Source organism: Burkholderia sp. WP9 (genome assembly GCF_900104795.1).
Lineage (GTDB): Bacteria > Pseudomonadota > Gammaproteobacteria > Burkholderiales > Burkholderiaceae > Paraburkholderia.
Genome location: NZ_FNTG01000001.1, coordinates 3,381,857 through 3,393,785, shown reverse-complemented (window position 1 = coordinate 3,393,785; position 11,929 = coordinate 3,381,857). Strand labels below are relative to the sequence as shown.

Here is an 11,929-nt window from a genome sequence, read left to right as displayed (position 1 = left end):
TGCTGGGCGGTTTCGCCGAGCCGCGGCTCGGTATGCAACGTTTCGGTGTGCAACTTAAGCGCCATGACGGTCGCCCTCCAACGCGTCTTCGATATGTGCGGCGTTTGCCGTTTGCGCGGCTTCGGCCAGTTGCGAATGGCCGTCGCTGCCGTAGGCAATGGCGTCCATGATCGCGGTCTCGCTCATGTCGGCGCCGTTCAGTTCGGCGACCGTGCGGCCGTCGCGAATCACCACCGCGCGATCGGCCACGGCGGTCAGCTCTTCGAGCTCGGAGGCGGACAGCAGCACGGCGAGACCCGCGTCGCGCAATTCGCGCACGATCTTCGCCACGTCCGCTTTGGCGCCCACGTCGATACCGCGCGTCGGTTCGTCGAGCAGCAACAGCGACGGCTCGGCGGCTAGCCAGCGCGCCAGCAGCACCTTCTGCTGATTGCCGCCGGACAGTTCGCGTATCGGCTGATCCGGCGAACGCAGCTTGATACCGAGCGACGCGATGAAGCGATCGACGATCGCCTGCTGTTTCTTCACGTCGACCACGCCGTTTTTCGCCAGCGTGCGCAGACAGACGAGCGTGAGGTTGTCGCGCACGGAGAGTTCGGGGACGATGCCTTCGGCCTTGCGGTCTTCGGTGAGATAGGCGAGGCCACGCGAGATCGCGTCCTGCGGAGATTTCAGCGCCACGCTTTCACCGCCGATCGCGAGCGACCCTTGCTCCAGCGGATCGGCGCCGAACATCAGCCGCATGGTTTCCGTGCGGCCCGAACCGAGCAGGCCCGCGAGACCCACTGCCTCGCCGGCGTGAACTTCGAGCGAGACGTCGCTCACCTTCGGATGCGCGCTCAGATGCGTTGCCGCGATCATCTGCTTGCCGCGCCGCGCGAGGTTCGCTTCGCGTGCAGCGGTGTCGTCCTGCACGACGGCGGCGAGTGTGCGGCCGAGCATCGTCGTGACGAGTTGCAGTTTGTCCATCTCGGCCATCGTGCTTTGTGCGACCGTCTGGCCGTCGCGCATGACGGTGACACGGTCGCACAGCGCGTACAGTTCGTCGAGCCGATGCGACACGAAGATCACCGCGCGGCCGTCGTCGCGCAGCTTGCGCACCACCGTGAACAGCAACTCCACTTCGCGTTCGTCGAGCGACGAGGTGGACTCATCCATGATGACCATCTTCGCGTCCGACGACACCGCGCGTGCGAGCGCCACCATCTGCTGGATCGCGGTCGAATAGCGGCCGACCGGTTTCTTCACATCGATCTGCAAGCCGAACGATTCGAGCAGCGCGGCGGCGCGTTGCTGCACCGCGCGCCAGTCGATCAGGCCGAAACGGCGCGGCTCACGGCCGAGAAAAATGTTCTCCGCCACCGAGCGGAACGGCACCAGATTGATCTCCTGATAGATCGTGCTGATGCCGGCTTCGCGCGCCTCTTTGGGCGTGCGGAAATCGACCTCGCGGCCTTCGAAGCGCACGCTGCCCGAGCCGCGCCGATAGGCGCCTGTCAGGATCTTGATCATGGTCGATTTGCCCGCGCCGTTCTGACCGATCAGCGCATGCACTTCGCCGGCGGCGACGCTCAGGTTGGCGCCGCGCAATGCGGGCACGCCGCCGAAGCTGATGCCGATGTCCTGCATCTCGAGCAGCGGCGAACGGGTAAGGGGGGAGTGTGGCGTCTCTTTGCCGGATTCCGTCACGGATGTCCTCCTGATGCGGGTGCTGCCTTGATTTGCCGCGTGCGCGCCATGCCGTGCACGTGCGGGCCGGTGCGGCCCTTCGTTCGGGCTCTTATGCGGGTCGTGGCGTCGAACCATGGTACGCCGCATAAAAGCGAAGCGACGGCTCGTGCTGCCACGAACGCGTCGCTCCGAACCCTTCCCGTCGCCCGCCCCCCGAGGAGACAGATTCGGGGCGGTGACGTCCTACGAGGTAGTCCCTCGATCCCGATGCCTTGAACAGCATCTGCTTCGGGGCGGGGGACTTCCATCGGGGCGCTGTCGGAGCGTGCGGACGCCCTGCTACGGCAGCGCTCAAACTTCAAAACTGCGCGTATAGCAAGGCTTCGATCTCAATAGCCGTACTGCATGTTCTGCTGCACGTTGCTCTTGTCGTAGAACTTGTCGGACACCTTGACCCACGTCGGGATCTTTTCGCCCTTCGCGTAACGCTGTGCGACGTCGCAAGCGAGCGGGCCGAAGAACGGGCTCGACTGCACGCTGGCGCCGAGTTCGCCGGCCGCGATCGCGTCCATGCCGCCCTTGGTGCCGTCGATCGTGACGATCTGGATGTCCTTGCCCGGCTGCTTGCCGGCGGCCTTGATCGCGGCGATCGCGCCGAGCGCCATTTCGTCGTTGTGGGCGTAGACGGCGGTCACGTCCGGATGCGCCTGCAACAGCGTTTCCATGACCTGGCGGCCCTTGTCGCGTGCGAAATCGCCGCTTTGCGACGCGATGATCGTCATGCCCGGATTTTTCGCGATGATTTCGTCGAAGCCCTTCTTGCGATCGTTCGCGGCGGATGCGCCGGTGGTGCCCTCGAGTTCGATGATCTTCGCCTTGCCGCCCGTCGCCTTGACGAGCCAGTCAGCGGCGCGATGGCCCTGATCGATGAAGTCCGACCCGATGAACGTAATGTAGTCGCGGCCCGCCTTGGCGACGGATTGATCGACGTCGCGGTCGACCAGAATCACCGGAATGCCGGCCTTTTTGGCTTGCAGCACGACCGGTGCAAGCGGCTTTTCTTCGCGCGGCGGGAACACCAGCAGATCGACGTGCTGCGCGATCATGTTCTGGATGTCGGACACCTGCTTGGAGTTCGAACTATTGGCGTCGGTCATGACCAACTGCCAGCCGCACTTCGCGGCGACTTCCTTGAAGCTCTTGGTTTCCGCGAGACGCCACGGATTGTTGCTTTCGGTCTGCGCGAAGCCGACCTTCAGGGGAGTCTTGTTGGACAGCTTGGGCAACGCGTCGTCGGCGTGCGCGGTGGCGACGCCGAAACCGATTGCCAGAGCCAGCAGCGAACCCGCCAGCGGACGAATCTGCTGCTTGCGCGCGTGAGCGCGCGACTGCGTGTTGAGCGACGCCATGTCTTCCTCCAGTACCTGGTGAGGTAGGTGTATTTGCTTTTAGTGTTTCTCATGCCGGCCGGCGACGTTCGCCTGACTCGACGTGCCGATTATTTCACTCGGAATTATTATCGGTCAATCACTAATAATATTAATTATTGGCTTTTTTGCCTCGGTAATTACCCTGACCGAGCCGCGTTCGACGAGTGGACCGTCGAGCTTTACCATGCGATGCCGAACGGGGGCACCGGCCGCGCGATTGTGTTCTTCCTGCAGCAAAGTCTCGACCGCCCAGCGCCCCAGTTCGTAGTTCGGCAGCACGACGGTCGAGAGCGGCGGATGCGTGTGGCGGGCGATTTCCTGGTCGTCGTAGCCGAGCACCGAGACGTCTTCGGGCACGCGCAGGCCGTGTTGTTTCAAGGCTTCGATGGCGCCGATCGCGGTGAGGTCGTTGGCGCAGAAAATCGCGGTTGGCGGATTGGATTCGCGCATCAGCGAGAGCGTCAGTTCGAAGCCAAGGCCCGAACTCCAGTCGCCGTCGCGCACCAGTTCCGGCGCGAAGGGCAGGTCGGCGGTGGCGAGCGCGGTGCGGTAGCCTTTCAGGCGATCTTTCGACGCATCCTGCCAGGGTTCGCCGTTGATATAGCCGATCCGCCGATGTCCGGCCTGCAACAGGTAGTCGGTCGCCAGATGGCCGCCGGCGACTTCGGCGGGCACCACCGACGAAAACCCGCCTTCTCCCGTATAGCAATTCAGCAGCACGGTCGGCACCTGCGAGAGCGCCGCCGGCGGCGTCACCTTGCGCGTATAGACGGTCGCGTAGATCACGCCGAACACGTGCGGATTCGACAGCGTGGCGTCGAGCACCTGTTTCTCGATGTCTGCGTTGCCGTGCGTCGAATAGACCGCCAGCATCTTGCCGCTCGCGTAGGCCGCGTCGCGCGCGCCATCGACGTTGACGACCGGATGCGGACTGGTGGAAATCTCGTCGGCCAGATAGACGATCAGATTGCGTTCGTCGCTCGAAGCCGAGACCGGTTCGCGCAGCGACAGCCGGTAGCCGAGGTCGTGCGCGGCTTTGAGCACCTTGTTGCGGGTGGCCTCGGAGAACTTCGCGCCGGTCGCGTTGTTCAGCACGAGCGAGACAGTCGATTGCGACACGCCAGTGAGCTTGGCGATGTCGGTCATGGTCGGACGGCGTTGGGTCGATTTTTTCATTGTGCGGGCCGCGCTACCGCGGCGCTAAATCTGGGGCATGCCATGGGCATCGTGGTGCTGACGGTACCACTAATAATATGCACGCGGCAACGCGCGCTAACCCGTCATTTGGGAGACCACGATCGCCGCTTGCACAAGATGGATTGGTCCAATTTATTACTAATAATATTGACGGGTTTGCTTTGGCGTGCGATTCTCGGTCGCGCGGACCTGGACGGGTCCGCCGGCCGCGCGCTGTGCGCGGCTCGCAATTGGAGACACCGAGGGAGACACCGATGCGCGTTCATGCCGCCATCCGCCCGAGCTCCCGTCTTTTCTGACCATGCACGATGTTTCCTTGAATTCGATCCCGCCACGCGTGACTGGACTCATGTGGCTCGACGATCCCGCAGTCGTCGCCACGGTCGTCACGCTATCGGCTGGCGCATTGCGCGCCGTGATCGCCCCCGACGTGGGCGGCGCGCTGGCGGCGTTCTACGAAACGACGCCCGACGGCCCGCTGCACTGGTTGCGGCCTGCCGCGCCCGTAGCCTTCGCTGAACGCGATCCGCTGCGCATGGCGAGCTTTCCGCTCTTTCCCTACTGCAACCGGATTCGCAACGCGCGTTTCGAATTCGACGGCGGCACGATCGACCTCGCCGGCAACGACACGCGTTTCGCCCACGCGCTGCACGGCAATGCGTGGCGGCGCGCATGGCAAGTGGGCGCGCGGACGGAAAGTTCGGTGCAACTGCACTTTGAACACGAACCGGATTCGCGCATACCCGGCGACTGGCCGTTCCGTTACCGCGCGCAGCAGCGTATCGAGTTGAGCGATGGTGCGCTGCGCATCACGTTGTCCGCGCAAAACCTCGCCGACCGGCCGATGCCGTTCGGCATGGGGCATCACCCGTACTATCCGCGCACCGCGCAAACCCGCGTTTACGCCAAAGTGGAGGCCATGTGGCACGCCGACGCCGAGGTGCTGCCGACGCATCTTGGTCCGCATCCGGCGGTGGACGCGTTGCGCGAAGGCATGTCCGCCGACGCCTTCGACCTCGACAACAACTTTGCGAACTGGTCACGCGAGGCGACCATTGCATGGCCCGACGAACGCCGTCGATTGACGATGATCGCCGACGCGCCGTTCGATCACATGGTGGTGTTCGCGCCGGCCGACGACACGCAACTGTGTGTGGAGCCGGTGACGAACACCACCGATTGCTTCAACACGGTCGGCATGCGTGAGCAGGTGGGCGGCTGCGTGTTGCAGCCGGGCGAGGAGATCGCCGCGACGCTGCAATGGACGCCGCACAAAGACTAGCGTGCGGCGTCGGCGCTCAATCGATCCGCAAGCGCGCCATATACGGCAGGTGATCGGAGAGCCACGCGGTTTCCTGCGTCGGCTGGATCCATTCGACCGGCTTCATGCCGCGCACGAACATCTTGTCGAGCGCAAGCGCAGGCGAGAAAGCGGGAAAGGTGCGCCCCGATTCGCCGAGCAGCGTGGCCACTTCCTGCAAACCATGTTCGCCGAAGAGCGGCACCGAATCGTTGCGCCAGTCGTTGAAGTCGCCGGCCAGCACGAGCGGACCTTCCGGTGCTTCTTTCGCGATCCAGTGAGCGATCCAGTTCATCTGACGCAAGCGGGCCGAGCGCGTCAGCGCAAGATGCGCGCACAACAGCGTGACCGAGTGACCGCCGAAGGTGGCGCGCGCAACCAATAGCCCGCGCTTTTCGAAGCGATGCGCGGAGATGTCCCAGCGTCCGCCGAGATCAAGCGGATGCGGCGACAGGATCGCATTGCCATGCCGCCACGACGGTTTGAAGACGTTCGGTCCGAGTGCGATTTCGAGTTCCAGCGCGCGCGCGATTTCAGTGGCCTGGCAATGCCAGACATCGCTCAACGGATCGGCGAGCGGTTCGCCGAAACTGCTCGCCAGCACCGGCGACGGCATGCGCCGCGCCATCGCTTCCTGTAAAAAATACGCGTCCGCGTGGGTGGATTGCACCCAGCGCTGCATGGCCTGCCAGGCCTGGAAGCCGAGCGGCGTGCGGCCTTTGTGCAGGTTCCAGCTCACCGCAATGAAATCCTTGGGCGCTACGCTCTCGCGGATCAATTCTTCGGGGTTTCGCATGCCGCGTTGTCCACGTGTTCTGTTTGGGGGCGTCGGTTAGTCGCGCGCTGCTTGCGTGTTGTCTTACGTGTGCTTTGCATCGGTTTGATCAGTTTGCCGTGCTGGTGCTGTCCGCGAGACTCGCACGCACGCGGTAGACCAGGTTCGGATCCTTGTCGACGATCGTCCAGCTGGCCCATTGCCCCGGCGTCACCTTCAGACCGGGATGGCTCGCGCTCACCTGGCGCGGTTGCGGCGGCAGCTTGCAGCCGGTGTCCGTTTGTCGCGCGGCGTTTTCCTCGAACGTTTCCTGTGCTTCGATCGACAACGTGACGCCGTTCGCATCCGCCTGCAGCGGCGAGACGGTCAACGTACGCGCCAGATCGATACTACCGCCGGGCTGATCTTTACAGCCGACGTTGTGTTGCACCATCTTGTGATGCGTGTCCGTACGCGCCTGGCCGACGGTGGTGGTGCCGTCGAACGTGTCGATCTGCTGGCCGTCGCGCATGACCTGTAATTGCCATTGCACGACCTGCTGCGCCGGCCGTTGCTCTGCGCTCTGTGGCGTGCCCGGTTGCGGGCTTTGTTGTGCGCTTTTTTGTTGTGCGGGTTGTTGTGCATTAGCAAGCAACGAAGTGCCGAGCAACACAGCCACGATACTGGTTTTCCACATAGAAAAAGTCTCCGGTCACCGGATCCGGCGGCATGGTCAGAGGGCCATCTTACGCCTGATGGGCGCAACGCCTTTCTGACACTTCAAACGGGGCCGGGTTCAGCAACAATCCATTTCAGATAGGGTTGAGAATCGCCAAAAACAACCCGCTGTTAGCAGCAGAGCGGCACGACTGCTGGCTTGCACGTGAATATGTCCTCGCTACACTGGACTTGAAACGGCGCCATACAGGGGCCGAAGCAGCAGGACCAGCCAGACGGGGTGAGCGATGACAACAGCAATGGTCAAACAGGAAATCGCCGTGGCGTCTTTCAGTCGGGTGTACGACCTCGATCAGGTCGAGACCGCGCTGAACGATCTCGGTGACGGCGCGAACGAGGCATTGCGCGCGACATACGAAAAGATGCTGAAAACCGGCAATCTGCGTTTTTGCGTGAAGCCGAACCGCATGCCGTCGATCGACGATCTGATCGACGCGCTGCCCAACTTTTCAGCACCGCTCGACGACATCCGCAAACAGGTCGCCTTGTGTCTGGAGACCGAAGACCGCCTCGAATTGATGCCGATTCTGCTGCTCGGCGATCCCGGCATCGGCAAGACTCACTTCGCGAAGCAGTTGGCGCGCCTGCTCGGCACCGCGTATCAATATGTGGCGATGAGTTCGCTGACGGCGGGCTGGATTCTGTCGGGCGCGTCTTCGCAATGGAAGAACGCGAAGCCGGGCAAGGTGTTCGATGCGCTCGTGAACGGCAGCTACGCGAACCCCGTGATCGCCGTTGACGAAATCGACAAGGCGACCGGCGATTCGCAATACGATCCGCTCGGCGCGTTGTATGCGCTGCTCGAGCACGATACGGCGCAGACCTTCATCGACGAATTCGCCGAGATTCCGATCAATGCCGGGCATGTGATCTGGATTGCGACGGCGAACGACGAGCGCTCGATTCCCGAGCCGATCCTGAACCGGATGAACGTGTATGAAATCCCTCCGCCGGATCATGACGGTGCGCGCCGCATCGCCCAGGCGATCTACGACGAGATCCGCTCGGCGCACAACTGGGGCCTGCGCTTTCCCGACGTGCTCGGCGACGCCGCGCTCGATGCGCTGATGCGTGCGTCGCCGCGTGAAATGCGCCGGGCGATTCTCAACGGCTTCGGCGCGGCGCGCATTGACGGGCGTGACCGGATCGAGGCCGGCGACATTCGCCTGGACTACGGAAATCGACGAAAACCGATTGGTTTTTGAGTGTTTTTGCCGATTTCTTGTGGAAAACCCGCCTCTTCAGGGTTTTTTCCCAGTCAAAACGGAAGTCCGGACCGAAAATGGAGTGAATGCCGTGGCAATTATTGCTGCGAATGACCTGGCAACAAGCGAGCGTTGTCACCTTCGACGGCGTACACTCATTTAGTCCGGCCGTTACGTGTAGGATCTGCGCAAGACCGAGTGCCCGCAGTGGTTGCTGACTGCGGGCATTTCTGTCTGTACGGCGTTGCACACTCTGGCGTAGCGGTTGCGAATGGACAGGAGCGTTCGACAGCGCGCGGTGTTGCGCACGCGTCCGCCGCATCCTGTCTTCATCTTGATCGGGCGAGCGAGGCAGCGCGCGGCGAAGTTGGCCGCGTCAAGGGACATGGACCAAATCGAATGTGTTGTGATCGGCGCAGGCGTGGTCGGTCTCGCGGTGGCGCGCGCACTGGCGGCGCGCGGGCGCGAGGTGATCGTGCTGGAAGCGGCGGAGGCGATCGGCGTGGGCACCAGCTCGCGCAATAGCGAGGTGATTCACGCGGGCATCTACTACCCGCGCGGCTCGCTCAAAGCCGCGCTTTGCGTGCGCGGCCGCGAGATGCTTTACGACTACTGCGTCGAGCGCAAGGTGCCGCATTCGCGCTGCGGCAAATTACTGGTCGCCACTTCGCGCAACCAGGTTCCTCAGCTCGAAAGCATCATGGCCAAAGGCCGTGATAACGGCGTGCTCGACCTGATGCGAATCACCGGCGACCAGGCGCAAGCGCTCGAACCCGCACTCGAATGTGTCGAAGCGGTGTTCTCGCCGCAAACGGGTATCGTCGACAGTCATCAGTTCATGTTGGCCCTGCAAGGCGACGCCGAACGCGATGGCGCAGTGTGCGCATTTCACGCGCCGGTGCAGGCAATCGAAGCGAACAATGGCCGCTTCATCATCAAAGTAGGCGGCGACGCGCCGGCCACGATCAGCGCCGCCTGCGTGATCAACAGTGCCGGTTTGCAGGCGAATGCACTGGCCCGCAAGATCCGTGGACTCGATGCGCGGCATGTGCCGCCGCTCTATCTCGCGCGCGGTAACTACTTCAGCATCTCCGGGCGCGCGCCATTCAGCCGTTTGATTTATCCGATGCCAAACGAGGCCGGTCTTGGCGTGCATCTGACCATCGATCTGGGCGGCCAGGCGCGTTTCGGTCCCGACGTCGAATGGGTGGATACGATCAATTACGACGTCGATCCGCGTCGCGCGGAATCGTTCTACGCGGCGATTCGCGCCTATTGGCCCGCGCTTCCGGACAACGCATTGCAGCCCGCGTATGCGGGGATTCGTCCGAAGCTTTCGGGCCCCGGCGAACCCGCTGCCGACTTCGTGATCCAGGGGCCGGCAGCGCATGGCGTGCGTGGGCTGGTCAATCTGTTCGGCATCGAGTCGCCGGGATTGACGGCCTCGCTCGCCATCGCGCAGCGGGTGTGCGAGTTGAGCGGACGCGGGTAATTCGCACGGGGTTCGCGCATGTCGCGCATCCCTGCGAGTTCGCTGCGGACTAACCGTGCGCGCACAGCGGGGGTTCGCCGCTGCGAACTAACCGCAAGCTCACGGCGGGCGCTCGACTCGCGCGCGAGCCGTTCCTTTCGCGCGCGACATTCAGGCGCGCAGTCGTACCAATTCGGTTATCTCTATCATTTGAGTCGTCACGCGCGGCGGCTTCATTGATATCCTTGGGGACCGCTGTCATCAGAACGGCGATCAGTTCAATATAAATGGAGTGAGTCCCCATGAAATCTTCCCGTCGTACGTTTTTGATCACCAGCATTGGTGTGGCATCCACCTTGGCGCTGTCGCGGCAGGCTTTCGCCGATGCACCGAAAGTCTCCGAAAGCGATCCGACTGCGCAAGCACTCGGCTACAAGGCAGACGCGAGTAAAGTCGACAAAGCGAAATTCGCCAAGTACGCGCCCGGCCAGGACTGCGGCAACTGCAGCTTTTACCAGGCCAAGGCGACCGACGAGTACGGCCCGTGCCCGATGTTCGCCGGCAAGCAGGTCGCGAGCAAAGGTTGGTGCAGCGCATATAACAAGAAGGCCTGATTACCCGTCAGCCGCGCACACAAAAGGTGTCGCGCAAAACGCGCCGCAACATGGTGGCGCGCCACTACGGTCGAATCACACAGGCGTCTGCCGTCCCGCGCGGCAGACGCCTTTTTGCTGCTTGAAAACGGCTTGCACGCTCTTTACACTCCAATGCGACCTCAGCGGCTCGCGGCCCCTTTCTTGCTCGCACTGTCATGCCATTGCACTGAAACGACGCACTACGGGATACTTTTCGCAGGCTGGAGATTCGAATGACACCAGCGTCAAGGAGTCTTCATACGCGGGCCGTCGTCGCGGCTGTGATCGGCAATGCGCTCGAGTGGTACGACTTCACCGTGTTCGGTTTTCTGACGGTGGTGATCGCCCCATTGTTCTTCCCGGACGGCAACGATTACGCGTCGTTGCTGCTCACCACCGCGACGTTCGGCGTCGCGTTCGTCATGCGGCCAATCGGCGGCATCGTGCTCGGACTCTACGCGGATCGCGCGGGACGCAAAGCCGCGTTATCGCTCGTCATCGCGCTAATGACGCTCGGCATTCTGCTGCTCGCGATCGCGCCACCGTATTCGGCAATCGGCATCGGCGCACCATTGATGATCGTAGCCGGACGCATGTTGCAAGGCTTCTCCGCCGGCGGTGAATTCGGCAGTTCGACGGCGTTGCTGATCGAAGCGGCACCGTTCTCGAAGCGCGGCTTTTACGGCAGCTGGCAAATGGCAAGTCAGGCGGCGGCGCTGCTGCTTGGCGCGCTGGTAGGCGCCCTGATCACGCGCGGCCTGTCGCCTGATGCGTTGAAATCCTGGGGCTGGCGCGTGCCGTTCATCCTGGGTTTGATCATCGGGCCGATCGGTTTTTATATCCGCCGAAACCTCGCCGATTCGGAAGCGTTTCTGCTCGCGCAAAAAACCGCGCGGCGCGCGACGCTCGGCGAAGTCTTCAGAAGCCACAGCCGCGACGTGCTCTGCGGACTCGGCTCCGTGATCGCACTCACGGTGACGATCTACGTGTTGATCAGCTATCTGCCCACCTTCGCGGTCAATCAACTGAAACTGCCCTACGCACAGTCTTTTTCCGCGGTGATCGTCGGCAATCTGCTGTTGACGGTGCTCTCGCCGCTGACCGGCGCGTGGTCGGACCGCATTGGGCGCAAGGGCCTGTCGCTGTGGTCGCTGGTCATCACGCTTGTGATCATTTATCCGCTGTTCGCATGGCTCGCGGCGGAGCCGAGCGTATCGAAACTGATTCTCGTGCAGGCGCTGCTGTCGATTACGCTGTCCGGCTATTACGGGCCGTTCGGCGCGCTGATCGCGGAGCTGTTTCCGGCGAACGTGCGCTCGACCGGCTTATCGCTCGCCTACAACATCGCGGTGATGGTGTTCGGCGGCTTTGGGCCGTTCATCGTGACGTGGCTCATCAACACCACCGGCTCGCCGCTCGCACCGATTTACTACGTAATGGGCGGACTGGCGCTCTCGATCGTCGCGCTCGCCTGCATTCCGGGCAAGCGTCACGCCGATCTCGACGCGCAGCGCAAACCGGCCTGACC

Annotated in this window: 10 protein-coding genes; 5 read left to right on the top strand and 5 right to left on the bottom strand. The window is 62.9% G+C overall.

Features of this window, described 5'->3' with window-relative positions; translation table 11 throughout:
- Window positions 1-54: 54 nt before the first annotated feature.
- The 3 genes from BLW71_RS15100 to BLW71_RS15090 form a co-directional block, all read right to left on the bottom strand.
- Window positions 55-1,629, bottom strand: coding sequence for a sugar ABC transporter ATP-binding protein (locus BLW71_RS15100; RefSeq protein ID WP_286162056.1), 1,575 nt, complete (start codon window positions 1,627-1,629; stop codon window positions 55-57).
- Window positions 1,630-2,060: 431 nt separating this feature from the next.
- Window positions 2,061-3,080 (bottom strand): ABC transporter substrate-binding protein, encoded by a 1,020-nt coding sequence (locus BLW71_RS15095; RefSeq protein WP_091797162.1) that lies wholly within the window; start codon window positions 3,078-3,080, stop codon window positions 2,061-2,063.
- Window positions 3,081-3,194: 114 nt separating this feature from the next.
- Window positions 3,195-4,247 carry a LacI family DNA-binding transcriptional regulator gene (locus BLW71_RS15090; protein WP_091797160.1) on the bottom strand — a complete coding sequence of 351 codons (1,053 nt, stop codon included), beginning with the start codon at window positions 4,245-4,247 and terminating at the stop codon, window positions 3,195-3,197.
- 400 nt (window positions 4,248-4,647) lie between these two features.
- Here BLW71_RS15090 and BLW71_RS15085 point away from each other — a divergent pair, with 400 nt between their 5' ends.
- Window positions 4,648-5,580, top strand: coding sequence for an aldose 1-epimerase (locus BLW71_RS15085; RefSeq protein ID WP_091797158.1), 933 nt, complete (start codon window positions 4,648-4,650; stop codon window positions 5,578-5,580).
- A gap of 16 nt (window positions 5,581-5,596) precedes the next feature.
- Here BLW71_RS15085 and BLW71_RS15080 read toward each other — a convergent pair whose 3' ends face one another.
- Window positions 5,597-6,394 carry an endonuclease/exonuclease/phosphatase family protein gene (locus BLW71_RS15080; protein WP_091797156.1) on the bottom strand — a complete coding sequence of 266 codons (798 nt, stop codon included), beginning with the start codon at window positions 6,392-6,394 and terminating at the stop codon, window positions 5,597-5,599.
- Window positions 6,395-6,482: 88 nt separating this feature from the next.
- Entirely contained in the window at window positions 6,483-7,049 is a 567-nt protein-coding gene (locus tag BLW71_RS15075; RefSeq protein WP_091797154.1) for a hypothetical protein, read from the bottom strand.
- A gap of 268 nt (window positions 7,050-7,317) precedes the next feature.
- On the opposite strand from BLW71_RS15075, the gene BLW71_RS15070 reads away from it, so the two are divergent.
- The 4 genes from BLW71_RS15070 (at window position 7,318) to BLW71_RS15055 (ending at window position 11,927) form a co-directional block, all read left to right on the top strand.
- Entirely contained in the window at window positions 7,318-8,295 is a 978-nt protein-coding gene (locus tag BLW71_RS15070; RefSeq protein WP_091797152.1) for an AAA family ATPase, read from the top strand.
- 385 nt (window positions 8,296-8,680) lie between these two features.
- Window positions 8,681-9,787, top strand: a complete 1,107-nt coding sequence (locus BLW71_RS15065; RefSeq protein WP_091800880.1) for an NAD(P)/FAD-dependent oxidoreductase — start codon at window positions 8,681-8,683, stop codon at window positions 9,785-9,787.
- A gap of 281 nt (window positions 9,788-10,068) precedes the next feature.
- Entirely contained in the window at window positions 10,069-10,380 is a 312-nt protein-coding gene (locus tag BLW71_RS15060; protein ID WP_091797150.1) for a high-potential iron-sulfur protein, read from the top strand.
- Between the two features lie 254 nt (window positions 10,381-10,634).
- Complete coding sequence (locus BLW71_RS15055) at window positions 10,635-11,927, top strand: MFS transporter (protein WP_091797146.1); 1,293 nt, start codon at window positions 10,635-10,637, stop codon at window positions 11,925-11,927.
- Window positions 11,928-11,929 lie beyond the last annotated feature (2 nt).

Excerpts from the sequence above, each read along its gene's own strand:
- BLW71_RS15075 (WP_091797154.1), bottom strand. The coding sequence starts at position 7,049 with ATGTGGAAAACCAGTATCGTGGCTGTGTTGCTCGGCACTTCGTTGCTT.
- BLW71_RS15065 (WP_091800880.1), top strand. The coding sequence starts at position 8,681 with ATGGACCAAATCGAATGTGTTGTGATCGGCGCAGGCGTGGTCGGTCTC.
- BLW71_RS15090 (WP_091797160.1), bottom strand. The coding sequence starts at position 4,247 with ATGACCGACATCGCCAAGCTCACTGGCGTGTCGCAATCGACTGTCTCG.
- BLW71_RS15095 (WP_091797162.1), bottom strand. The coding sequence starts at position 3,080 with ATGGCGTCGCTCAACACGCAGTCGCGCGCTCACGCGCGCAAGCAGCAG.
- BLW71_RS15080 (WP_091797156.1), bottom strand. The coding sequence starts at position 6,394 with ATGCGAAACCCCGAAGAATTGATCCGCGAGAGCGTAGCGCCCAAGGAT.
- BLW71_RS15100 (WP_286162056.1), bottom strand. The coding sequence starts at position 1,629 with ATGCAGGACATCGGCATCAGCTTCGGCGGCGTGCCCGCATTGCGCGGC.
- BLW71_RS15085 (WP_091797158.1), top strand. The coding sequence starts at position 4,648 with ATGTGGCTCGACGATCCCGCAGTCGTCGCCACGGTCGTCACGCTATCG.
- BLW71_RS15070 (WP_091797152.1), top strand. The coding sequence starts at position 7,318 with ATGACAACAGCAATGGTCAAACAGGAAATCGCCGTGGCGTCTTTCAGT.
- BLW71_RS15060 (WP_091797150.1), top strand. The coding sequence starts at position 10,069 with ATGAAATCTTCCCGTCGTACGTTTTTGATCACCAGCATTGGTGTGGCA.
- BLW71_RS15055 (WP_091797146.1), top strand. The coding sequence starts at position 10,635 with ATGACACCAGCGTCAAGGAGTCTTCATACGCGGGCCGTCGTCGCGGCT.